Origin of the sequence: Spirillospora sp. NPDC029432 (genome assembly GCF_040703975.1) — a bacterium.
Taxonomy (GTDB): Bacteria; Actinomycetota; Actinomycetes; order Streptosporangiales; family Streptosporangiaceae; genus Spirillospora.
This window is the reverse complement of record NZ_JBEZWH010000005.1, coordinates 101,144-123,942: the sequence shown is the minus strand read 5'-3', so window position 1 is coordinate 123,942 and position 22,799 is coordinate 101,144. Positions and strand designations below refer to the sequence as shown.

The 22,799-nt window shown below is 72.4% G+C and carries 22 protein-coding genes and 1 pseudogene; 15 read left to right on the top strand and 8 right to left on the bottom strand.

All coding sequences use genetic code 11. The annotated features are described in order from the left end of the window. The first annotated feature begins 50 nt into the window (after window positions 1-50). The 5 genes from AB0881_RS05670 (at window position 51) to AB0881_RS05650 (ending at window position 5,253) form a co-directional block, all read left to right on the top strand. Entirely contained in the window at window positions 51-1,256 is a 1,206-nt protein-coding gene (locus tag AB0881_RS05670; RefSeq protein ID WP_366614508.1) for a cupin domain-containing protein, read from the top strand. After that, window positions 1,253-2,101, top strand: coding sequence for a hypothetical protein (locus tag AB0881_RS05665; protein WP_366614506.1), 849 nt, complete (start codon window positions 1,253-1,255; stop codon window positions 2,099-2,101). Before AB0881_RS05670 ends, AB0881_RS05665 begins: the two co-directional genes overlap by 4 nt. Further along, window positions 2,098-3,276, top strand: coding sequence for a fumarylacetoacetase (gene fahA / locus AB0881_RS05660; RefSeq protein ID WP_366614504.1), 1,179 nt, complete (start codon window positions 2,098-2,100; stop codon window positions 3,274-3,276). The genes AB0881_RS05665 and fahA overlap by 4 nt, the downstream gene beginning before the upstream one ends. A gap of 96 nt (window positions 3,277-3,372) precedes the next feature. Then, window positions 3,373-4,578, top strand: a complete 1,206-nt coding sequence (locus tag AB0881_RS05655; protein ID WP_366614502.1) for an Ig-like domain-containing protein — start codon at window positions 3,373-3,375, stop codon at window positions 4,576-4,578. Between the two features lie 57 nt (window positions 4,579-4,635). Next, window positions 4,636-5,253 carry a helix-turn-helix domain-containing protein gene (locus AB0881_RS05650; RefSeq protein ID WP_366614500.1) on the top strand — a complete coding sequence of 206 codons (618 nt, stop codon included), beginning with the start codon at window positions 4,636-4,638 and terminating at the stop codon, window positions 5,251-5,253. A gap of 80 nt (window positions 5,254-5,333) precedes the next feature. Here AB0881_RS05650 and AB0881_RS05645 read toward each other — a convergent pair whose 3' ends face one another. Together AB0881_RS05645 and AB0881_RS05640 are read right to left on the bottom strand one after the other, a co-directional pair. Further along, window positions 5,334-6,188, bottom strand: a complete 855-nt coding sequence (locus AB0881_RS05645; protein WP_366614688.1) for a carboxypeptidase-like regulatory domain-containing protein — start codon at window positions 6,186-6,188, stop codon at window positions 5,334-5,336. Window positions 6,189-6,209: 21 nt separating this feature from the next. Beyond that, a pseudogene (locus AB0881_RS05640) lies at window positions 6,210-7,643 on the bottom strand (MFS transporter); the annotation flags it as partial. 300 nt (window positions 7,644-7,943) lie between these two features. Here AB0881_RS05640 and AB0881_RS05635 point away from each other — a divergent pair. Then, window positions 7,944-8,477: a GNAT family N-acetyltransferase gene (locus tag AB0881_RS05635; RefSeq protein ID WP_366614498.1), complete on the top strand. Its 534-nt coding sequence runs from the start codon at window positions 7,944-7,946 to the stop codon at window positions 8,475-8,477. A gap of 14 nt (window positions 8,478-8,491) precedes the next feature. On the opposite strand, the gene AB0881_RS05630 is transcribed toward AB0881_RS05635, so the two are convergent. After that, window positions 8,492-10,024, bottom strand: coding sequence for a hypothetical protein (locus tag AB0881_RS05630; RefSeq protein ID WP_366614496.1), 1,533 nt, complete (start codon window positions 10,022-10,024; stop codon window positions 8,492-8,494). 176 nt (window positions 10,025-10,200) lie between these two features. On the opposite strand from AB0881_RS05630, the gene AB0881_RS05625 reads away from it, so the two are divergent. Next, window positions 10,201-10,770 (top strand): hypothetical protein, encoded by a 570-nt coding sequence (locus tag AB0881_RS05625; protein ID WP_366614494.1) that lies wholly within the window; start codon window positions 10,201-10,203, stop codon window positions 10,768-10,770. Window positions 10,771-10,896: 126 nt separating this feature from the next. On the opposite strand, the gene AB0881_RS05620 is transcribed toward AB0881_RS05625, so the two are convergent. Next, window positions 10,897-11,262, bottom strand: coding sequence for an ATP-binding protein (locus tag AB0881_RS05620; protein ID WP_366614493.1), 366 nt, complete (start codon window positions 11,260-11,262; stop codon window positions 10,897-10,899). Window positions 11,263-11,685: 423 nt separating this feature from the next. Here AB0881_RS05620 and AB0881_RS05615 point away from each other — a divergent pair, with 423 nt between their 5' ends. Further along, a complete protein-coding gene (locus AB0881_RS05615; RefSeq protein WP_366614492.1) occupies window positions 11,686-12,531 on the top strand; it encodes a helix-turn-helix transcriptional regulator in 846 nt (281 codons plus the stop codon). A 13-nt stretch (window positions 12,532-12,544) separates the two neighbouring features. Beyond that, window positions 12,545-12,769 (top strand): DUF397 domain-containing protein, encoded by a 225-nt coding sequence (locus tag AB0881_RS05610; protein WP_366614491.1) that lies wholly within the window; start codon window positions 12,545-12,547, stop codon window positions 12,767-12,769. A 30-nt stretch (window positions 12,770-12,799) separates the two neighbouring features. On the opposite strand, the gene AB0881_RS05605 is transcribed toward AB0881_RS05610, so the two are convergent. Continuing rightward, window positions 12,800-13,615 carry a PhzF family phenazine biosynthesis protein gene (locus tag AB0881_RS05605; protein ID WP_366614489.1) on the bottom strand — a complete coding sequence of 272 codons (816 nt, stop codon included), beginning with the start codon at window positions 13,613-13,615 and terminating at the stop codon, window positions 12,800-12,802. Window positions 13,616-13,710: 95 nt separating this feature from the next. Here AB0881_RS05605 and AB0881_RS05600 point away from each other — a divergent pair, with 95 nt between their 5' ends. From AB0881_RS05600 to AB0881_RS05575, 6 genes are all read left to right on the top strand, one after another. Further along, window positions 13,711-14,895 (top strand): FAD-dependent oxidoreductase, encoded by a 1,185-nt coding sequence (locus tag AB0881_RS05600; RefSeq protein ID WP_366614488.1) that lies wholly within the window; start codon window positions 13,711-13,713, stop codon window positions 14,893-14,895. 22 nt (window positions 14,896-14,917) lie between these two features. Next, window positions 14,918-15,802 (top strand): RNA polymerase sigma-70 factor, encoded by an 885-nt coding sequence (locus tag AB0881_RS05595; RefSeq protein ID WP_366614486.1) that lies wholly within the window; start codon window positions 14,918-14,920, stop codon window positions 15,800-15,802. Between the two features lie 86 nt (window positions 15,803-15,888). After that, the gene (locus AB0881_RS05590) at window positions 15,889-16,410 is read left to right on the top strand and encodes a hypothetical protein (RefSeq protein ID WP_366614485.1); all 522 of its coding nucleotides are present in this window, start codon (window positions 15,889-15,891) and stop codon (window positions 16,408-16,410) included. A 91-nt stretch (window positions 16,411-16,501) separates the two neighbouring features. Further along, a complete protein-coding gene (locus AB0881_RS05585) occupies window positions 16,502-17,347 on the top strand; it encodes a DUF4097 family beta strand repeat-containing protein (RefSeq protein ID WP_366614484.1) in 846 nt (281 codons plus the stop codon). A gap of 28 nt (window positions 17,348-17,375) precedes the next feature. Continuing rightward, entirely contained in the window at window positions 17,376-18,350 is a 975-nt protein-coding gene (locus tag AB0881_RS05580; RefSeq protein WP_366614482.1) for an ATP-binding cassette domain-containing protein, read from the top strand. Beyond that, entirely contained in the window at window positions 18,347-19,150 is an 804-nt protein-coding gene (locus tag AB0881_RS05575; RefSeq protein WP_366614480.1) for an ABC transporter permease, read from the top strand. Before AB0881_RS05580 ends, AB0881_RS05575 begins: the two co-directional genes overlap by 4 nt. 9 nt (window positions 19,151-19,159) lie before the next feature. On the opposite strand, the gene AB0881_RS05570 is transcribed toward AB0881_RS05575, so the two are convergent. Genes AB0881_RS05570 through ugpC form a run of 3 tightly spaced genes read right to left on the bottom strand, consistent with a single transcriptional unit; the run spans window position 19,160 to window position 22,794 of the window. Next, window positions 19,160-20,155 carry a DUF664 domain-containing protein gene (locus AB0881_RS05570; protein ID WP_366614478.1) on the bottom strand — a complete coding sequence of 332 codons (996 nt, stop codon included), beginning with the start codon at window positions 20,153-20,155 and terminating at the stop codon, window positions 19,160-19,162. A 9-nt stretch (window positions 20,156-20,164) separates the two neighbouring features. Beyond that, window positions 20,165-21,508 (bottom strand): DUF4032 domain-containing protein, encoded by a 1,344-nt coding sequence (locus tag AB0881_RS05565; RefSeq protein WP_366614476.1) that lies wholly within the window; start codon window positions 21,506-21,508, stop codon window positions 20,165-20,167. Between the two features lie 5 nt (window positions 21,509-21,513). After that, complete coding sequence (gene ugpC / locus AB0881_RS05560) at window positions 21,514-22,794, bottom strand: sn-glycerol-3-phosphate ABC transporter ATP-binding protein UgpC (protein ID WP_366614474.1); 1,281 nt, start codon at window positions 22,792-22,794, stop codon at window positions 21,514-21,516. Window positions 22,795-22,799: the final 5 nt, after the last annotated feature.

Sequence of the window (22,799 nt, the reverse complement as noted above, 5' to 3'; positions counted from 1 at the left end):
CAGCGCGGGCGGAAGATAGTAAATGCATTAACTACTTTGAGGAGGCAGCCATGGCGTACTACCGCCGGGTCGGCGACGTCCCCCCGAAGCGGCACACCCAGCACCGCGACGAGCAGGGCGCGCTCTACTTCGAGGAGCTGATGGGCGAGGAGGGCTTCTCCTCCGACTCCTCGCTCCTCTACCACCGGGGCCTGCCGTCGGCGATCGTCGACTCGGCGGTGTGGGAGATCCCGGACGCGGCGACCACCCCGAACCATCCGCTCAAGCCGCGGCACCTGAAGCTGCACGGGCTGTTCCCCAAGGAGAGCTGGGGCGAGACCGACGTGGTCACCGGCCGCCGGCTGGTGCTGGGCAACGCCGACGTGCGGCTGTCGTACGCCGTGTCCACCGTGCCCTCGCCGCTCTACCGCAACGCCACCGGCGACGAGGCCGTGTACGTCGAGTCCGGCCAGGCCGTCGTCGAGACCGTCTTCGGCGCCCTCCAGGCCAAGCAGGGCGACTACGTCGTGCTGCCGACCTCGACCACCCACCGCTGGATCCCCGAGGGCGACGAGCCGCTGCGCGCCTACATCATCGAGGCGACCGGGCACATCCACCCGCCCAAGCGCTACCTGTCGCGCTTCGGGCAGTTCCTGGAGCACGCCCCCTACTGCGAGCGCGACCTGCACGGCCCCGGCGAGCCGCTCACCGCCACCGGCACCGACGTCGAGGTCCTGGTCAAGCACCGCACCTCGCGCGGCCTGGCCGGCACCCGGATGGTGTACGCCGAGCACCCGTTCGACGTGGTCGGCTGGGACGGCTGCCTGTACCCGTTCACCTTCAGCGTGCACGACTTCGAGCCGATCACCGGCCGGGTGCACCAGCCGCCGCCCGTCCACCAGGTGTTCGAGGGCCACAACTTCGTGGTCTGCAACTTCGTCCCGCGCAAGGTCGACTACCACCCGCTGTCGATCCCGGTGCCGTACTACCACTCGAACGTGGACTCCGACGAGATCATGTTCTACTGCGGCGGCGACTACGAGGCCCGCAAGGGCTCGGGCATCGGCCAGGGCTCGATCTCGGTGCACCCCGGCGGGCACTCGCACGGCCCGCAGCCCGGCGCGTACGAGCGCAGCATCGGCGTCGAGGCGTTCGACGAGCTGGCCGTCATGGTCGACACCTTCCGCCCGCTGGAGCTGGGTGAGGGAGGTGTGGCCTGCGAGGACCCCGCCTACGCGTGGACGTGGGCCGGCCGGCGGGCAGGAGGTACACCGTGACCCTCCTGCCCCCGATCGTGCGCGGGCTCTGCGACGACGCGGCGGTCTTCCCGCCCGGGAACATGCCGCTCGCGGAGGCCGTGCCGGCGCACTTCCGCCACAAGTCGTCCGCGCACGCCGATCTCGTCGGGTCGTTCATCGTGGCCGCCCCGGCGCTCGCGGACCTCGGGCCGCTGCTGCCGGACGGGTCGCGGCTCGATCTCGTGGTGACCGTCCCGGCCGGCCCCGCGCACCTGGCCGGGGCGCTGGCCGAGGCGGCCGCCCTTCCGGTACGGCTCGCCGGCGTCGAGGTCGCCGTGCCGGACGGCATGCCTGCGGCGGAGCTGTTCGCCGTCCTCGGCAAGACCGAGACCGATGTGCCGGTCTTCGTCGAGGTGCCGCGCGACGAGCGCCGTCCCGGCATCATCGCCGCGCTGCCGGGCTCGCCGTACCGGGCCAAGTTCCGCACCGGCGGCGTCAAGGCGCACCTCTACCCGGACGAGGCGGAACTCGCGGACGCGGTCGCCGCCGTCGTGGCGGCGGGCGTCCCGTTCAAGGCCACCGCCGGGCTGCACCACGCGATCCGCAACACCGACCCCGAGACGGGCTTCGAGCAGCACGGCTTCCTCAACCTGCTGCTCGCCGTGGACGCCGTGCTCGGCGGCGCGTCCCCGGCCGACCTGGCGGCGCTGCTGGCCCGCCGCGACGGCACCGCCCTCGCCGCCGCCGTCGCCGACCTGGACGAGGCGCGCGCCGCGGCCGTGCGCGGCCGCTTCCTGTCGTTCGGCACGTGCAGCGTCACCGACCCCCTGACCGACCTAGTGAACCTCGGCCTCGCGGCCAAGGAGGGAGACGACCCCACATGACCTCGATCCACATCCCCGAAGGCTCCCCGTTCGGGCTCGCCAACCTCCCCTACGGCGTCTTCTCGACGCCGGGCTCCGCCCCCCGGGTGGGAGTGCGCGTCGCCGACTCGGTCGTCGACCTGGCGGCCGCGCTCGGCGACGAGGTCTTCGCGCGGCCGTCGCTCAACGCGTTCATGGCCGAGGGGTACGACCGCTGGGTCGAGGTGCGCCGCCGCGTCACCGACCTGGTGTCCGGGGACGTGCCGGACGGCGCCGTCCATCCGGCCGGCGCGGTGACGATGCACCTGCCGTTCGAGGTCGCCGACTACGTGGACTTCTACGCCTCCGAGCACCACGCGTCCAACCTCGGGCGGCTGTTCCGGCCCGACTCCGAGCCACTGATGCCCAACTGGAAGCACCTGCCGGTCGGCTACCACGGCCGCGCCGGGACGGTCGTGCCCTCCGGCACGGAGATCGCCCGCCCGTACGGGCAGCGCAAGGCCCCGGCCGACGCGGCGCCGTCGTACGGGCCGTCCCGGCGGCTGGACATCGAGGCCGAGCTGGGCTTCGTCGTCGGCGCCGGCACCCCCCTCGGCACGCCCGTCGCCTGCGGCGACTTCGCGAAGCACGTCTTCGGCTGCGTCCTGGTGAACGACTGGTCGGCGCGCGACATCCAGGCGTGGGAGTACGTGCCGCTCGGCCCGTTCCTCGGCAAGAGCTTCGCCACCTCGATCTCCGCGTGGGTCGTCCCGCTGCTCGCCCTGGAGGAGGCCCGCGTCCCGACGCCGGCGCAGGACCCGGAGCCGCTGCCGTACCTCCGCGAGGACGCCCCCTGGGGGCTGGACGTGGACCTCGCCGTCGAGTGGAACGGCGAGACCGTGTCGCGTCCCCCGTACCGGACCATGTACTGGTCGCCCGCGCAGATGCTCGCGCACATGACGGTGAACGGCGCCTCCGCCCGTACCGGCGACCTGTTCGCGTCCGGCACGATCTCCGGGCCGGAGCCCGGCCAGCGCGGCGCGTTCATCGAGCTGACCTGGGGCGGCAAGGAGCCGGTGAAGGTGAACGGGCAGGAGCGCACGTTCCTCGAGGACGGCGACGAGGTGACGATCACCGCGACGGCGCCCGGCCCGGACGGCGCCCGCATCGGGTTCGGCGAGGTGCGCGGCCGGGTCGTCGACCGAACGCGCGGGTAACCGTTCGATTCCAAATCGCAACCTCGGTCACATGGGACACACCCAGCTAAGGAGGTATTTTCACAGGCATCCACAATTAATGACCTTGAATCGGTCGTGAGCGTGCTCGGGGTGGCGCTGGTGCGGAGGAACGGGATTCGGTTCGGAGCGGCGCTGCTGGCGGGTGCCATGGCACTCACCGCCTGCAGCGACACGAGCAAGGAGGGGACCACCGCGGCCGGCGACACCAAGGTCCCCGCGGCCAAGGTGACGATCACCCCGGCACAGGGCACCGAGAAGGCCCGGCCCGACCAGGGCGTCGTCGTCCGGGCGGCCGGCGGGTCGCTCCAGTCGGTGACCGTGCAGCTCAAGGGCAAGCCGGTGCCCGGGGACTTCAACGCCCAGAAGACCGAGTGGCGGTCCCGCTGGACGCTGCGCCCGTCCTCCTCGTACACGGTGAACGCCACCGCCAAGAACTCCGTCGGCACGACCTCGCAGGCCGCCAGCACGTTCCGGACCCTGAAGCCGGAGGCGACGATCTCCGCCTCGCTGGACTGGATCCTGGAGGGCAACAAGGGCAAGCAGTACGGCGTCGGGATGCCGATCATCCTCGACTTCGACCGCGCCGTCCGGAACAAGGAGCAGGTCGAGAAGGCCCTGGAGGTCAAGGCCGAGAAGCCGGTCGAGGGCGCCTGGCGGTGGATGGGCGACCAGAAGGTGATCTACCGGCCCAAGACGTACTGGCAGCCGCACCAGAAGGTCACCCTGAACGCCCGGCTGGCCGGGGTCCGCGCCGCCAAGGACGTGTACGGCATGCGGAACCTGTCCCGCACGTTCGAGATCGGCGAGTCCCGGATCGCCAAGATCAACATGAAGAAGCACAAGATGGTGGTGACCATCGACGGGAAGAAGGCCCGCACCGTCCCGATCAGCGGCGGCAACGCGAGCACCCGCGAGTACACCACCACCAGCGGCGTCCACCTGACGATGGAGAAGGGCAACCCGGTCCGGATGATCTCGCCGGGGCGCAAGAAGGGCGACCCGGGCTACTACGACGAGATGATCGGGTACGCGGTCCGGATCTCCAACAGCGGCGAGTACCTGCACCAGACCTCGGGCCAGGAGTGGTGCCTGGGCGAGCAGAACTGCAGCCACGGCTGCGTCCGCCAGCCCGCCGACGACGCGCAGTGGTTCTACCGGACCGTGCAGCCGGGCGACATCGTCGACATCAAGGGCACGAGCCGCAAGGTCGAGTGGAACAACGGCTGGTCGTTCTGGCAGCTCTCCTGGGAGACGTGGAAGAAGGGCAGCGCCCTCCAGTAGCCGGCGGGCCGATGCCGCCGATCCGATAGACGACTATCAGTTTGGTAGCATCGGACCGTGCCCAGCGAACCGTCCCGCCCCCTGCGCGCCGACGCGGCGCGCAACTCCGAGAAGATCCTGCGGGCGGCGCGGGAACTCTACGCCGAGCGCGGCTCCGACGTCCCCCTCGAGGAGATCGCCCGCCGCGCCGGCGTGGGCATCGCGACGCTCTACCGGCGCTTCCCGGACAAGGCGATCCTGGTACGCACCGCGCTCGAGCAGACCTTCACCGAAGAGGTCCTCCCCGTCCTCGAACGGGCCCTGGAGGACGAGGACCCGCGGCGCGGCCTGGCCGCCGTGCTGGAGAGCACGATGCGGCTCAACGCCCGCGACTACAACATGATGGCCGCCGCCCGAGACTTCGGCTCGCTGACCGCGGAGGCGGGGACCCGCTTCTTCGAGGCGCTCGCCCCGCTGATCGAGCGCGGCCAGCGGACCGGGGTGATCCGGGACGACATCGTCCTCGACGACCTCCGCCGCATCATGGCGATGCTCCTCAGCGTCCTCTGGACGATGGACCCCCGGGAGGACGGCTGGCAGCGCTACGTCGTGCTCGTCCTCGACGCCCTGTCCCCTGAAGGGGCGAGCCCCCTGCCCCCCGCGGTCCCCCTGTACAAGCGCAGGCCCGGCGGCTGACGCCGCCGGGCCCGCGTTCTACGGAAGCCGGCCCGCGGAACGGGCACCCCCATGCGGATGCCGCCCGGCGGGCCGGCGGGCTACTCGTCGCCGTGGGCGAGATCGATGTCGTGGCCGTCCACGCCGCCCCCCGGAACCGTCAGCCGGGTCGCCCTGGGCGGGTACCCGGTCGCGATGACCGTGTACGCCCCGGTGTCCAGATCGGAGAACGCGTAGGCGCCGTCCGGGCCGGTCGTCGTGGTGGCGACCGCGTTGCCCGCGGCGTCCACCAGCGTCACCCGCGCACCGCTCAGCACGGCGCCCGCCCCGCGGACCGTGCCCCGCACGTGCGCCCCGGGCCGGAGCTCCACCTCGATCCGGGTGGCCCCGGCGGCGCCGATCTCGACCGGCGCCGCGTGCGGCCGGTGCGCGGGCGAGTTGACCGCGATGGTCATCGTCCCGGGCACCAGGTCGGTCACGGCGAACTCGCCGAGCGCGTCGGTCTGCGCGGTGGCCAGCACGTCGCCGCGCACGTCCGTCACGATGACCACGGCACCGGGCACCGGCGCGCCGCCGTCCGCCGACCGCACCGCGCCGGTGAGGCCGCTGGTGCCGCTCAGCAGCACGTCGTACGCGACCGGCGCGTCGTTGACCACGATCGAGGAGGCCTGCGGCTGGTGGCCGTCGGCGGAGGCGATCAGGACGTACGACCCGGCGCCCGGCGCGTTCACGCCGTACGAGCCGTCGGCGTGCGCGACCGCGCGGCCGACCTGGCGGCCTTCGAGCGAGATCAGCGTCACCGCGGCACCGGCCACGGGAACGTCCTCCGCGGCGCGGACATGCCCGGTGACCGGGATCCCGCCGCCGGCGGGGCCGCCGCCCGTACCGCCGCCGTGGACGGCCGCCGCCGGCTGCTCCACGGCGCCCGCCTCGGCGCCGACCAGCACCCGCTCCATGACGGGCTCCTCGGCCGGGACCTCGGCGGTCTCGGCCACCGGTGCCGCGGCCGGGCGCCGGTTCGGGATGAGGGTCGCGATCAGGAAGGCCAGCACCGCGGCGCCGGACCCGACCGCCATGACGACCTTGAAGCCGTCCTCGGAGGGCAGCGATACCCCGCCCATGCTGATGGTCATCTCGGCCAGGATGACGCCGATGACGGCGCTGGCGGTCGAGGTGCCGAGGGACCGCATCAGGGTGTTGAGGCTGTTGGCCGCGGCCGACTCGGACGGCGGCACCGCGCCCATGATCAGAGCGGGCATCGCGCCGTAGGTGAAGCCGATCCCGGCGCCGATCACGCAGGAGACCAGCACGAAGTGCCAGACCTCCGACATCAGCACGATGTTCAGGCCGTACCCCGCGGCCACGATCAGGGACCCGATCATCAGGGTCACCTTCGGCCCGGCGGCCTTGGACACCGCGGCCGAGAGCGGCGCCAGCGCCATCATCACCAGCCCGGACGGCGCCATCACCAGCCCGGCGGCCAGCAGTGACTGGCCCAGGCCGTACCCCGTCGCCTCGGGCATCTGCAGCACCTGCGGGATGACCAGCGACTGCGCGAACATCCCGAAACCGATCGCGATCGAGGCGAGGTTGGTGACCAGCACCTGGCGGCGCGCGGTGGTGCGCAGGTCCACCAGCGGTTCCTTGACGCGCAGCTCGAAGGCGCCCCACGCGAGCAGGACCACGGCGGCCGCCGCGAACAGGCCGAGGGTCGTCCCGCTGTTCCAGCCCCAGTCGCCGCCCTTGGAGATCGCCAGCAGCAGGCAGATCAGCCCGGCCGACAGCCCCACGGCCCCCACCAGGTCGAACCGGCCGCCGGACCGCACCTTGGACTCCGGGACGAAGGCCAGCACGAGCAGCAGCGCGACCACGCCGATGCCCGCCGACACCCAGAACAGCGCGTGCCAGTCGTAGTTGTCCGCGATGAGCGCGGCGGCGGGCAGGCCGAGCGCGCCGCCGACACCGAGCGAGGCGCTCATCAGCGCGATCGCGGAGGCGAGCCGTTCGGCCGGCAGCTCGTCGCGCATGATGCTGATCCCCAGCGGGATCACGCCGGCCGCGAGCCCTTGCAGCGCCCGTCCGACGATCATCGGCACCAGCGTGTCGCTGAACCCGGCGACGACCGACCCGATCACCATCATCAGCACGCTGATCAGCAGCATCCTGCGCTTGCCGTACATGTCGCCCAGCCGGCCGCTGACCGGGGTCGCGACCGCGGCCGCGAGCAGCGTGGCGGTGACCGCCCAGGCGGCGTCCGCCGCGGAGGCCCCCAGCAGCTTCGGCAGCTCGGGGACGATCGGGATCACCAGCGTCTGCATCAGCGAGACACCGATCCCGCCGAACGCGAGGATCGCCACGACGGCGTTCACCCGTACCGGCGGGGACACCCCCGTCTCCGCGGACCGGGGCATTGCGTGGGACATGTGTGGAGCCTCCATAAGGGCGTTCGAGTGGCGAATGGGGAACCGGCAGCGAAGGCCGGCGACCGGCCGCCGGCGCTAGGGGCTCGGCGCGCTCCCCGGCAGGTACAAGTGATATCTCTCTATCACTTATTCCCCAGGAGGCTATCACGACCGATAGTGACCTATCGCTTAACAGCCCGTCGAGTGATCAATGACACAGGGCCGCCGGCGCCGGCCCGGGACCGTCCTTGACGCCGCTCCAGCGCGGAGTAGCGTCCCGAGGCAACGGGGTGAAATCGGGGGCACGGCATGAGGATCGAGCGACTCACCGGACCGCCCGCGCGAGCGGAGGCCGCCACCGCGGAGATCATGCGGGAGTACCTCTTCTGGTGCGGAGAACGCCTCGCCGCGGACCACGGCGTGCGCTTCGACGACACCGAGGCCGCCGTGGCGGCCCACCACCGCGAGTTCACCCGCGAACTCCCGCACCTCCTCGGCCCCCGAGGCCGCCTCCTCGTCGCCCGCACCGGCACCGGCCTCGCCGGCGTCGGCGCCCTCAAGCCCGTCGACACCGCCACCGCCGAGATCAAACGCATGTACGTCCGCCCCGAGGCCCGCGGCCAGGGAGCCGGCCGAGCCATCCTGGAAACGCTCCTGGCCGACGCCCGGACCATCGGCTACCAGACCGTCCGCCTGGAGACGGCGACGTTCATGCGCGAGGCCCACGCCCTCTACCGATCCCTGGACTTCCAGGACAGGCCCATCTTCGACAACACCGAAGCCGCCATGTCCGGCCTGGAACCGTTCATGCTCTTCATGGAGCTACGGCTGCCCCGCCCCTGACGGACGCGGCTCGTTCACGTCGCGGGCCCGGCCCGGGTGATGAGGGCGGCGAGGTCGTCCCGGAGCTCGGCGTGGGGCTCGGCCGCGTGGACGCTCTCCAGCACGTCGAGCGCCTCCTCCGGGAACAGCTCGGGAGACCACCGCTCAAGGGCGCGTACGGCCATCACGCGGTGGGCGTGCACATGGTTGCGCAAGGCGGTGCGGATGATCGCCCACCCGTGGCCCGGATGGGCGCGCAGCCGGCTGACGACCAGATCGAGGATGTCCTCATAGGGGTCGGCGTCCCCGGCGGGTGGCGACGGCCCGGTCATCAGCCGCCGCAGCGGCAGCAGCCGTTCGGCCGCGGCGAGCGCAACGCCGACGTCCTCGGCGGTCGCGGCGGCTCCCGCGGCGGGACCGCCGTCCAGAAGCCAGCACCAGGCATGCCGGTTCAGCGGGTCGGACTCCAGCCGGCGCAGGAGCGGATCCCGGACGGGCAGGCCGACGTGGTCGGCGACCCACACCGCCCCGTTGAACTCATCCGGATCGGCGGAGGCCATGCCCGCGGCCACGATCGCCTGGGCCTCGGGCGACGTCAGCAGTTCCCGGTAGAGGTCGCGTACCCGAGCCAGTCCCTCGGCGCTCCAGGGTCCCTGCCCGGCACGGCCGCTGCGCAAGAACGCGTACACCTCCACCAACCGGCACAGCCCGTCCATCGTCGGCGGCCGGGCAGCGATATGCCGGGCATAGTGCCGTACGGCGGTCTCGGCGTCGCGATAGTCGAGGATGCCGGGCGAGGGCCAGGCGAGTTCGCAGAGCGCGCGCAGCACGCGGCCGGCACCGTCCAGAAGGCCGTCGTCCACGGCCTCGGGGCCGAGCGCCCCGGCCAGGTCGCCGGTCTCGGCGACGACATCGGCGAAGTAGACGTCCAGGAAGCCGCCGTCGCAGGCGTCGCGGATCAGCCAGTCCGCGTCGCGCGGCTCGACCCGTGCCCCGCGCAGCGGCCGGAGCGCGTCCACCCGGGCCCACCCGCCGGACCGGCGGGCCATCTCCAGCAGCGCCTCGTGCGGCCGCGACTGCGACGCGACCAGGGCATCGGCGGCACAGCAGCAGCAGCGTTCCAGGGACCCGAGGGCGAGGATGAGGTCGCGGTCGTCATCGCCTCCGGCCACGCCCAGCAGGATCAGTCCGAGATCGACCGCGCCGGCGTGGGTGCCCGTCCGGGCCAGCCATCGCCCCAGCAGGCGCAGCCGCTCCGCGGGCACATGCTCCAGCGCCCGGATCCCGGCCGCCAGCTCCTCGCGGCCGCCGCTGACGTCCAGTTCCCGGAGCATGCCGTCGAGCGTCGCCAGCAGCCCGCGGTCCAGTGGCCACCGGCTCAGCAACCGTGCCAGCCGCGCGACATCGGCGCGCTCCGGAGTGCGCCGCGAAGGCGGCTCCTCGCCGTCCGGCAGCGGACGACCGCCCTGGGGCAGCGGACCGCTGCCGTGTATCCGCCGCAGACGCCGAACATGCTCGTAGTACGGCTGCCCGTCCCCGATGGGCCCGCCGAGATCCCCCCGGCTCATGCGAGCGGGACCCGGACGTCCTTTCGTTCGATCATGGGGGCAAGGTACACCGGCCCTACGACACCGCAGAACGGTCACGTCCGACCAGGTGTGGTCTGTCCCGCTTCAGGGCGTTGACGGGCGATCTTTGCCTCGCGTTCAATGCGGTCATCGGCTCCCCCGTCCGTTAGGTGGCCATGACGCGGCACCCGGCCTCGCTGCGCCTGTCGCCCTCGCGGCGCCCGTGGATCGTGGTCGCGCCGCTCGTCGCCGCCGCGCCGGCGCTCGCGGCCGGGGCGCAGGGGCTCCGGATCCACACCGACGGCCGCGAGCCCGAACTCCACGCCATCGGGACGGCCCTGCTCTTCGCGGCCCTGGGGCTGACGCTGGCCTGCGTCCGGAGCCTGCTGATCACGTTCTCGGGTTTCACCGAGGCCTGGCCGGACGGCCTGTACAACCAGCTGATCGGCCGCGTGGCCGAGGTCACCTGGGAGCGGGTCGACAGGCTGGAGGTCATCCCGACGCTGTTCGGACGCTACGTCCAGGTCGTCCACCACGACGGCTCGCGCATCTCGCTGGCCGCACCGCGAACGGGCCTGTTCATGCGCGGAGCCGACTTCGACCAGCACCTGACCGCGCTCCGCACCTGCCCGGGCGGCGGCCGTTCCCGCCTGCCCGTCGAGCACCGTTCACGCCACCTGGTGCACTTCCAGCTCTTCCTCATGCTCATCTTCGCAACGACCATCCTCGCAATGGCCGTGCGCTGAGGCGGCCTCACCACGCCGCGGCCGAACGTGCGGCCGGAGACCTGGGGGACGATCACCGGCCGCACGACATCCGGCCAGAACGGCCGGCGGAATCGTGCCTCACGCGAGCGTGAGGCACGTTAGGCCTCACCGGTCGATCGACGCCCAAGCCGCGCGGCCACCCGCGCTGTCGCCGTACCCGACCTGATCCGCGTACGCCCCCGCGAGCACCAGCCCGCGCCCGTGCTCATCGACGTCCTCAGGCACCGCTCTGCCGCCCTCGGACACAGGGCCCTCGTCCAAGACCGTGAGTCGCGCTCGCCGCGCGTCCACGCAGAACTCGATCCTGATCCGGCCGCCGGGCGCACCGCTGGCGCTGTGCCACAGGGCGTTCGTGCCGTACTCGCTGGCGATGAGCTCGAAGGCCTCGGCCAGCTCGGGCTCATCGCCGAGCAGCAACCGTACCCAGCGGCGAAGAAACGGGATCGCTTCCTCCGTCCCCGGTACGTCCATTCGCCACACGCGGTGAAGTCCGCTCGACGCTCGCCTCTTCAACCATGAGGGGCCGTCACTTCGCGCCTTCGCCGTCTCGATGGAACGAACACCGCTTGCGTCACTCGATGTGGAGGTCTCTTCCACAGCCTCCATCAGGTGCAAGGCACCACCGCCGCCCTCCGAGGAGCGTCTCGCGGGCGTCTGTCGGGCTATCCTCATCTCGTCTCCCGTCATGGGGGATGGCAGCCGCGCGGCCGGGTCCAGGGCTCCAATCCACGGGCCCGCCGTGCGGCTCTTTCGTTGTCTGCGCAGGCCTTGTCGGCGTCTCTGGCAGCATTCTGGCCACGCTCAGAGCGGAACGTCAATGCACTGTGCATGATCATTATTTCTCTGTGCAGCTATATACATGCACAGAGCTACCTTTTGGGGCACAATGACGCCATGGCACCGGCACAGCACAGCCCCACAGTTCGAGGACGCAGGCTGGCCCGAGAACTCAAAACGCGTCGCGAGCGCGCGGGGCTGACGCTCGACCAGGCGGCCGCGGCATTGGGCTGGAACAGGTTCAAGCTCGGCCGGATGGAGGCCGGCAAGACCAGGGCCACGGCGGCGGACGTGGAACGCGTCCTCGACCTCTACGGCACCGAGGATGCCGCGAGGGCCGTCCTCCTCCAGCTGGCCCGCGACGCGGGGCGGCGCGGCTGGTGGACGGCCTATTCCGGCGTGTTCACCGGCGGATACGTCGCCTTGGAGAACGAGGCGTCCGAGATCCGCACGTACCACGTCCAGCTCATTCCCGGCCTATTGCAGACCGAGGACTACGCTCGGGCGGTCATCTCCGCAGGCGTCCCGGAAGATCCTGATGAGGTGAACAAGCGCCTGCACGCCCGCCTGGCACGCAAGACACTGCTCAGCCGATCGGATGCTCCTTCGCTCAGGGCGGTGCTCGCCGAATCGGCGCTGCGGCAACTCATCGGCGGCCGGCAGGTCATGCGGGATCAACTCATCGAACTCGACCGCATCGCCCGGCGTCCCAACGTCGCGCTCCGAGCCCTGCCGTACTCGGTCGGCGCCCGGGCCGGGGTCGAAGGCTCGTTCGTCATCCTCGGCTACGCCGACCCGCTTGACCCCGACATCGGCTACTCCGAAGGCATCTACGGCAACGTCTACATCGAGGGCGCGGACCACGTGGCGCGCTGCAATGCCGAGTTCGACGCAGTCTGGAACGCCGCGCTCGACGACGAAGAGAGCAAGGCATTCATCGCCGCAATTGCCGCAGAGTTGTAGATAGCCTGCCCCCATGCCTCCAACCCCGGACCTGGCCGCCCTGGTCTGGCGCAAGAGCTCGCACAGCACCGCTCAGGGCAACGAGTGCGTCGAGATCGCGGGTGTCGGCGGTTACGCCGCCGTTCGTGACTCCAAGGACCCGCGTGGGCCTCGGTTCGTGCTTGGCGCCTCGGCATGGAACGCCTTCATCAGCCAGGTCAAGACCGGCCTTCACGACAGGGTGGAACGCGCTCGGTAGCTCGCGGGCGCGGTCGTCGTTGGCGGTCGTTCAGGCGTGGAAGTGGCCGTTCAGGACGGTTATGGCGCGGCCCGCGAGTTCGACGCGGTCGTTTCGGACGGTGACGCCTACGAGGCCACCGCGGGCGGAGGCCTGGTAGCCGATCAGGTCGGTGCGGCCGAGGCGTTCGCTCCAGTACGGGCCGAGCGTGCAGTGGGCGGAGCCGGTCACCGGGTCCTCACGGTTCTCGGGGCGCCGCGCTCCGCCGCCGAAGAAGCGGGAGACGAACGCGTGGTCCCGGCCCGGGTCGGCGGCGGCCGTGACGATGACGCCGCGGACGTCCATGCGGGCGAGGACGTCGATGGCGGGGGCGAGCCCGCGCACCGTCGCTTCGTCGGCGACCTGGACGAGCAGGTCGTTGAGGGAGTTGCGGCCCACCCAGAGGGGCTCGGTGCCGAGCAGGGCGTCCAGGTCGGGCGGCGGGCCGGTCTCGGTGGCCGGGCTCGCCGGGAAGTCCATGAGGAGCCCGCCGCCGTCCGCGCGCGTCACGGTCAGGACGCCCGAGCGCAGCGTCCGGAGCCGGATCGGCCGCCCGGCCGGGGCGGCGCCGGTCTCGTACAGCGCGTGGGCGCTCGCCAGGGTGGCGTGGCCGCACAGGGCGACCTCGGTCACCGGGGTGAACCAGCGCAGCTCGAAGTCGGCGCCGGGCGCCTCGATCGGGCGGACGAACGCGGTCTCGGAGTGCCTCATCTCCGCCGCGACCCGCTGCATCCAGCCGGGCTCGGCGGGCCCGTCGAGCAAGCAGACGCCCGCCGGGTTCCCGGTGAAGGGGCGGTCGGTGAAGGCGTCCACGACGAGCATGCGCATGACCTGGATGCTAGCCGCCGTGATCTGGCTCACGGGGGTGTCACAGGGGCCGGGGGCGCGGTGTCTTGATGCCGAGCCCAAGACGAGGAGGCATCATGAGCGGCATCGATGTGGTCGTGATCGGCGGCGGGTACGCCGGGGTCATGGCGGCCAACCGCCTGACGCGCAGCGACGATGTGAGCGTGACGCTGATCAACTCGCGTCCGGACTTCGTCGAGCGGGTCCGCCTGCACCAGCTGGTGGGCGGCTCGGACGACGCGGTGGTGGACTACCGGGAGGTGCTGGCCGAGCGCGTGCGGCTGCTGGTCGGCACCGTGACGCGGATCGACGCGGCCGGGCGCGGCGTCGAGCTGGAGGACGGCGGAACGGTCGGCTACGACTACCTGGTCTACGCGGTGGGCAGCGGCAGCGCGGACCCGGGCGTGCCGGGGGCGGCCGAGTTCGCCTACCCGATCGCGGGATTGGAGGAGGCGCGGCGGCTGCGGTCCGTGCTGGACGGCGCGTCCGCGCAGGCCCCGGTGACGGTGGTCGGCGGCGGTCCGCTCGGCATCGAGGCGGCGGCCGAGCTGGCGGAGGCGGGCCGTGCCGTGACGCTCGTCTGCGGCGGTCTCCTGGGCCCGTACCTGCACCCGCGGGGGCGGCGCTCGGTGGCCAAGGGCCTGGCCCGGCTCGGGGTGACCGTGCTCGACGGACCCGGCTCGGTGGCGACGGCGGTGACGCGCGACGCCGTACGCCTTGAGGACGGCCGGGAGCTGCCGAGCGAGGTGACGATCTGGGCCGCCGGGTTCGGCGTGCCCGACCTGGCGGCGCGCAGCGGGCTGAGCACCGACGCCGCCGGGCGCCTGCTCACCGACGAGACGCTGACCAGCGTGGACGACGAGCGCGTCGTCGCGACCGGGGACGCGGCCGCCCCGTCGGGCCTGCCGCTGCGGATGAGCTGCCAGGCCGCCCTGCCGCTGGGCTCGCACGCCGCCGACACGGTGCTCAGCCGGATCGCGGGCGAGCGCCCGGCGGAGTTCGACAAGGGGATCGCCGCCATGTGCGTCAGCCTCGGCCGCCGGGACGGCGTCTTCCAGGTCGCCCACCGGAACGACACCGCGACGCCGCTCCACGTGAGCGGCCGGTTCGGCGCGAAGCTCAAGGAGGCGGCGTGCAAGAGTCCCATCAAGCAGCTGGCGGGCGAGGCGCGCAAGCCCGGCTCGCACAGCTGGATGATCAAGGACGCCGAGCGCGGGAAGACCCTGCGGTCCGGGCGCGCCGGAGCGCCCGCCACCCGCTGACCGGCGAGAGAAGGGTCGGGACATGAGCGACGCGGCCACCGAGGCCTTCCTCGCCCACCGCAATCTGCTGTTCACCGTCGCCTACGAGATGCTCGGGTCGGCGGCCGACGCGGAGGACGTCCTTCAGGAGACGTGGCTGCGGTGGGTCAAGGTGGACACGGCGCGGGTGAACGATCCGCGCGCCTACCTGGTCCGGATCACGACCCGGCAGGCGCTCAACCGGCTGCGCACCCTGAAGCGCCGCCGGGAGGCCTACGTCGGCCCCTGGCTGCCCGAACCGCTGCTCACCACGCCGGACGTCGCCGATGACGTCGAGCTGGCCGAGAGCATGTCGATGGCGCTCATGCTCGTCATGGAGACGCTGGCGCCCACCGAGCGCGCCGTCTTCGTGCTGCGCGAGGCGTTCGACGTCGGGTACGACGAGATCGCGGCCGCCGTCGGCAAGACCCCGGCGGCCGTGCGGCAGATCGCCCACCGCGCCCGCCGGCACGTCGAGGCGCGCCGCCCCCGCCAGGCCGTCTCGCCCGGCCAGGCGCGGGCGGCGCTTGAGTCGCTCCGGCACGCGCTGGAGACGGGCGATCCCCAGGACTTCTTGGACGTCCTCGCCCCCGATGTCGTCCTGGTCAGCGACGGTGGCGGCGTCAAGCAGGCGGCGCGGCGGCCGGTCGTCGGCGCCGAGAGGATCGTCCGCTACATCCTCGGCGGCATCGCCAAGGGCGACTTCGAGGTCACCACCGAGCCGGCCGTGGTGAACGGCACCCCCGCGCTCCTCGTCCGCGTGGACGGCGAGTTCGACGGCGTCATGGCGGCGAACGTCGAGGACGGCCGCATCACGGGCCTCTACTACGTCCGCAACCCGCACAAGCTGACGCGCGTCCAGGCCGAGACTCCGCTGACCCTCCACTGAGCGCGCGACATCATCGTGACGTCACTCCGGGCGGAGTGACGTCACTTTTACTTGACATGACGTCATGACGACGTCATAGTGATGGCATGGATCTGATGCCGTACGTGGAGAAGCTCCGGCGGGAGCTCGCCGTGGCCGCCGAGGCGGGCGGGCCGGAGGCGCGGGCGCTGGCCGAGCGGCTCACCGGGGCCCTGGAGTCGGCCGCCAGGCTGTCCCTGCTGGAGGCGCTGTCGGCCGCGGCGGACGAGATCACCCGCGATCTGGCGCCCGGCTCGGTGGACGTGCGGCTGCGCGGCGGCGACCCGGCGTTCGTGGTGACGCCGCCCGAGCCGGGACCGCCCCCGGCCGGCGCCGGCGCCGAGGCGGAGTCCGCGGCGCCCGCCACTCCGCCGGTCGCGGAGGAGGGCGGCACCGCGCGGATGACGCTGCGGCTTCCCGAGCATCTCAAGGTGCGCGCGGAGGAGGCCGCGGGACGGCAGGGGATGTCGGTCAACGCCTGGCTGGTCCGCGCCGTCTCCGCCGCGCTGGAGGAGGGCGCCGGGAGCCGTCCCGCCGACCCGGCGCGGCGGCCGCAGAGCGGGCGCGGCTACACCGGCTGGGTGCGCTAGCGGCGCCCACGCCCCGTCACAGTTCACCCCGTCACACTTCGCCCGGCCCGAGGCCGGGATGTTCCACCGGACCCATGAGGAGGGCTCCGCCATGCCCGTTTTCGACACGCCCGAACCGATCACCGCCGAGATCCAGACCTACCTGGGCCAGGTCCGCGTCCACGCGAGCGCCCGCGCCGACACCGTCGTGGAGGTGCGCCCCGCGGATCCGTCCACCCCGGCGAGCGTGCAGGCCGCCGAGCGGACGATCGTCGAGTTCTCCGGCGAGCGGCTGCTGGTCAAGGGCCCCAGGCCCAACGTCCTAGGGCAGCTGCGGACCTGGCGCGGCTCCATCGACGTGACCGTCGAGCTGCCGGCCGGCTCCCGCGTCGAGGCCGACGTCGCCGCGGAGCTCATCACGACCGGCCCGCTCGGCCGGACGTCGCTGCGCAGCTCGTACGGCGACGCCCGCCTGGAGGAGACCGGCCCGCTGGAGGCCAGGACGTCCACCGGCGACATCGCCGTCGACCGGGTGACCGGGGCCGCGGAGGTGACCACGTCCACCGGGTCGATCCGGATCGGGACGATCGACGGCCCCGGCACCCTCAAGGCGTCCACCGGCGCCATCACCTTCGGCGAGGTGACCGGAGAGCTGCACCTGAAGACCGGCACCGGCGACATCACGGTCGACCGGGTGGCGGGCGACCTCTCCGCCAAGACCGCGCACGGCCGGATCCGGATCGGCGCGGCGGAGAGCGGCACCGTCCGGCTGGAGACCGGCCACGGCAAGGTCGGCATCGGCATCGCCGCGGGCACCGCCGCCTGGCTGGACCTGCACTCGAAGAACGGCGTGGTGCGCAACGGCATGGACGCCGCGGAAGGCCCCGGCACCACCGACACGGTCGTCGAGGTGCACGCGCACACCAACTGGGGCGACATCGACGTCCACCGGTCCTGACATCCGAAACAGCAGCGAGGAGACCCCCATGACCGACGCGATCACGGCGGACGGGCTCGTCAAGAGATACGGCGAGGTGACCGCCCTGGACGGGCTGAGCTTCTCCGTGCCGCAGGGCACGGTGCTGGCCCTGCTCGGCCCGAACGGCGCGGGCAAGACCACGACGGTACGGGTGCTGACCACCCTGCTGGCGCCCGACGGCGGCCGCGCCACCGTCGCCGGATGCGACGTCGTCCGCGACGCCCGGCGGCTGCGCTCGCACATCGGCCTGTCGGGCCAGTACGCCGCCGTCGACGAGCACCTCACCGGCGCCGAGAACCTGGAGATGGTCGGGCGGCTCTACCACCTCGGCGCCAAGCGCGCCAAGGCCCGCGCCCGCGAGCTGCTCGAACGCTTCGACCTCGCCGGCGCCGCCGACCGTCCGGTGAAGGGCTACTCCGGCGGCATGCGGCGCCGGATCGACCTCGCCGGCGCGCTGGTCGCCGACCCGCCGGTGCTGTTCCTGGACGAGCCCACCACCGGCCTGGACCCCCGCGCCCGCGCCGCGCTGTGGGACACCATCGCCGAGCTCGTCGCGGGCGGCAGCACGCTGCTGCTGACCACCCAGTACATGGAGGAGGCCGACCGGCTCGCCGACCAGATCATGGTGGTCGACCACGGCCGCGCCATCGCCCGCGGCACCGCCGACGAGCTCAAGGACCAGGTCGGCGGCAACCGCATCGAGGTGACCGTGACCGACGCCGCCGAGCTGGAGACCGCCCGGGAGGCCCTCGCCTGGGCCGCGGTCGGCGCGATGCAGACGGTGCCGGAGTCGCTGCGGATCACCGTCCCGGTGACCGACGGCCCCGAGTCGCTCCGCCAGAGCCTCGGCCGGCTGGCCGAGGCGGGGGTCCGGGTACGGGACGCCGGGCTGCGGCGGCCCACCCTCGACGACGTCTACCTCACCCTGACCGGGCGCCGCGCGCCCGGCGCCGACGAGCCGGTCCAGGAGGCCGCCCGATGAACCCGCTCACCATGCCCGTCGCCGATGGCTGGACCATCGCCAGGCGCAACACCCTGAAGATCAGGCGCTCGCCCGACCTGCTCGGCGCCGCCGTCATGTTCCCGATCGTGTTCGTGCTGATGTTCGCCTACGTCTTCGGCAGCGTCATCGACATCCCGGGGGTGCCGTACAAGGAGTTCCTGCTCCCCGGCATCTTCGTCCAGGCCGTGCTCATCAGCGCGCAGACCACCGGCTACACGCTGACGCTGGACCTGCAGAAGGGCATCTTCGACCGGTTCCGCTCGCTGCCCATGGCGCCGTCCGGGGTGCTGATCGGCCAGACCGTCAGCGACCTGCTGATGAACGTCGCCAGCCTGGTCGTCATGGCGACGGTCGGGGTGGCCGTCGGCTGGCGGACGCACTCCTCGCCGCAGGAGGTCGTCCTCGGGTTCGCGCTGCTGCTGCTGTTCGCGTACGCGTTCTCCTGGTTCACCGCGACCGTGGCGCTGGCCCTGCGCACGCCGGAGAGCTTCAACAACATCGCGACCATGGTCTCGTTCCCGCTGATGTTCGTCTCCAACGCCTTCCTCGACACCTCCGAGCTGCCCGCCCCGCTGCGCGTCGTCGCCGAGTGGAACCCCGTCTCGACGTTCACGCAGGCGGCACGCGAGCTGTTCGGCAACACCAGCACCGCGATGAAGGCCTCGGACGCCTGGCCCATGCAGCACGCCATCCCGGCGTCGCTGCTGTGGATCGCCGTGATGCTGCTCGTCTTCGTCCCGCTGGCGACCCGCCTCTACAAGAAGGCCGTCAGCGCCTGACCGCCGGCGCTAACCCGTGAGGACCTGCTCGCGGAGGATGTCGGCATGACCGCAGTGCTGGGCCAGCTCCCGCAGCATGTGAAGGTAGACGAAGCGCAGCGGGAGCGGGCCGCGGCGGTTGCCCCGCAGCTCGTCGTCCAGCGACAGGTCCGCCGTGGCCCGGCGGGACGCCTCGCAGGCCCGCCGGTACTCCTCCTGGACGGACGCGACCGTGTCCCCGCCGTCGAGATCGAAGGACTCGTCCGGAGTGTCGGGGATGCCGATCTCGGTGCGGGGACGGCCGGTGATCCCCTCGTCGAACCAGACCTTCTCGATGAACGTCCCGTGCTTCACCAGGCCGAGGAGGGTGGTCTTGGACGGCACCAGCGAGCGGCGCGCCTGCTCCTCGGTCAGCCCGTCCAGGCAGCCGTGCAGCCGGGCGCGGTGCTCGTCGAGGAACGTCTCGAACTGCTCGCGGAAGGGCGCGTGGAACGTGCCCGGCTCCATCGTCGGCATGCTGACCGGGCCAGGGGCCGCCGCTGCCGCCGGGCCGCCGTCCGCCACGGCCGCCGGGTCCTTGGCATGGTGGTCGCGGATCGCGTCCAGCACCTCGGCGAGCCGGCCGCGCGCCGCGGCCGAGCTGAGATGGTCCAGGTAGTCGCGGGACTCGACGATCTTCCCGTCCCGGACGCGCATGACGAAGACGCCCGGCATGGTGAACGGCTCGCCGGTCTCCACCACGGTGCCCTCGTACCGGAACTCGCCGACGACGACCTCGGGATCGGCGGTCTCGTGGACGCGGATCGCGGCGGGCCGGCGCCGCAGGGTCGGGCCCCGGTACGGCCGCGCCCCGCCGCCGAAGTGGGCGCGCAGCTCGTCCCTGGAGAGCATCGCCGGTTCCTTCAGCGGGTGGAACGGGTGGGACACGTCGGTCCGCTCGGCGTACAGGTCCAGGACGTCCTCCCAGCGCTCCTCACAGACGCCGTGGACGAGCTTCAGGAAGACTTCGCGAGGGGTGTCGGTCACCGTCCCAGCCTAGCCAGCACTGGGTGGGCGGCCCCCGGGCGGTCGGGTGGCAGACCGGGTGTCAGTCCGGGCGTCGGGCCGTGTGTCGGGCGGGGCGTCGGGCCGGGTGTCGCGGCGGGCCTTCGCCGCCGTGAGGGTCAGCTCGACCGGGACGTTCGGGAGGACGTCGCGGAAGTAGTCGCGGGCCGCCGTGCGGGTGCCGACGTCCTGGCCCGACCGCTCGGACAGGAACCAGCGGTGCTCCAGGACCTCGTGGAAGACCTCCACCTCGTCCAGGCGGTCGCGGAGGGCGGGCGGGATGGCCCGGACGATCGGCTCGTAGACGTCGGCCAGCCACCGGTTCGCGGCGACCACCTCGGGGACGGGCCGGCCGCTCTCGCGCTCCAGATGGCCGCGGTAGCCGGCGATGTCGTTCAGGAGGCGGCGGGCCTGGTTCTCCTGGGCGACCAGGCCGGTACGGCTCAACAGGAGCCGGCGGTGGTGCCCCGGCTCGGCCACCCGGGTGCGGACGCGCAGGCGGGACTCGCCGGGGCCGCCCGCGTCCAGCAGCTCGACCTCGTCGACGTCGAAGCCGAGCTCGTTGATGCGGCGCAGCCGCTCGCCGATGCGGTAGCGCTGGTCGTCCGGGTGCAGCACCTCCTCGCGGGTCAGCTCGTCCCACAGCGCCTCGTACCGGCGCACGGTCTCGTCCGCGATGTCGATCGGGTCGATCTCGGCGGGCAGGGTGCCGGCGGCGCGCAGGTCGAACGCCTCGCCCGCGATGCGCTCCCTGGCGAGGTTCACGTCGTAGTTCCGCTGCCCCTCCGACAGGGACGGGTGCAGCTCGGCGGTCTCGGCGTCCACCAGGTAGGCGGCGAACGCGCCCGCGTCCATCCGGAACAGGACGTTCGACAGCGAGCAGTCGCCCCACATGAAACCCGCCAGGTGGAGCCGGACGAGGAGTTCGACGAGCGCGTCCAGGAGGCGGTCGGTGGGGTGGCCGCCGCGCGGGTTGGCGAACAGGGCGCGGTAGGAGCTGGAGAACTCCAGGAACCGCGTCACCAGGATCGCGTCGATCGGCTCGCCCGCGGTGTCGGTACGGTCGATCGCGATGCCGACGACCTCCACCGCGGGCACCTTCAGGTCGCGCAGGGCGCGCAGCAGGCGGTACTCCCGGCGCGCGAGCCTCCCGTCCAGCTCCTTGAGGGCGTAGACCTGGCCCTCCTCGGCGACGAACCGGACGACATGGCGGGAGAGCCCGCGCTGCCGGATCTCCACCAGCCGGTCGTCGGCCCACTCCTCCAGCGGCTCGCGCCACGGGAGGGTCAGCAGGCCGCCGGCCGTGTCCGCCGGCGGGGTGAAGACGAAGTGCATCGCTTCTAGTCGCTGCCCTTGGACACACCGCCCTGAGACGCGCCGGCCGGCTCCTCCGTCCGCTGCGCCCGGCGCTGCGCCTCGCGGGCCTGGTCGGCGCGGCGGCCCAGCGCGGCCACCCGCTCCTCGTCCCGGGTGAGGTTGTCGCCGGACGCCGGGTCGAAGATGTGCATCTTGCCGGTGTCGATCCAGAGGTCGGCCTCGTCGCCCGCGTTGATCAGGCTGGCCGCGTCCAGGGACACCACCGCCTGGGTGCGCATCTGGTCGCTGTCCAGCTCCTTGGACAGCTCGCGCAGCTGCGCGCTCAGGTCGGCGGGCGCCTCGTACGGGACGTACGCGTACTGCTCGTTGCCCAGCCACTCGGTGACGTCCACCTTGGCGCGGACGACCTTGCCGCGCGCCCGCTTCTCGTCCGAGATCAGCTCGGCGTCCTCGAAGTCCTCGGGACGGACGCCGACGAGCACCACGTCGCGGTCGCCCACGGCGGCGATCTCGCGCTCGTCCATCTCGAAGCGGCCGAGCGGGGTGTCCAGGTGCCCCTCGGCGACGGTCGCCGGGAGGAAGTTCATCGACGGGGAGCCGATGAAGCCCGCGACGAACAGGTTGGTCGGCTGCTCGTACAGCTCGCGCGGGCTGCCGACCTGCTGGAGGACGCCCTTGCGCAGCACGGCGACGCGGTCGCCGAGCGTCATCGCCTCGGTCTGGTCGTGCGTGACGTACACGGTGGTGACGCCGAGCCGGCGCTGGAGGCGGGAGATCTCGGTGCGCATCTGCCCGCGGAGCTTGGCGTCCAGGTTGGACAGCGGCTCGTCGAACAGGAACGCGTCCGCCTGCCGGACGATCGCGCGCCCCATCGCGACGCGCTGCCGCTGCCCGCCGGACAGGTTGGCGGGCTTGCGCTCCAGGTGCTCGGTGAGCTCCAGCAGCTCGGCGGTCTCGGTCACCCGCCTGCGGACCTCGTCGTCGGACGTCTTGGCGAGGCGGAGCGGGAACGCGATGTTCTCGTACACGGTGAGGTGCGGGTAGAGCGCGTAGTTCTGGAAGACCATCGACAGGTTGCGCTCGCGCGGCGCCACCCGGTTGACGACCCTGTCGCCGATCCGCATCTCGCCGGAGGTGATGTCCTCCAGCCCCACGATCATGCGCAGCAGGGTGGACTTCCCGCAGCCCGACGGGCCGACCAGGATCATGAACTCGCCGTCCTGGACGTCCAGGGTGACGTCGTTCACGGCCGGGAACCCGTCGCCGTACTTCTTGACGATGTTCTGCATGGAAATGGCGGCCATGGTTG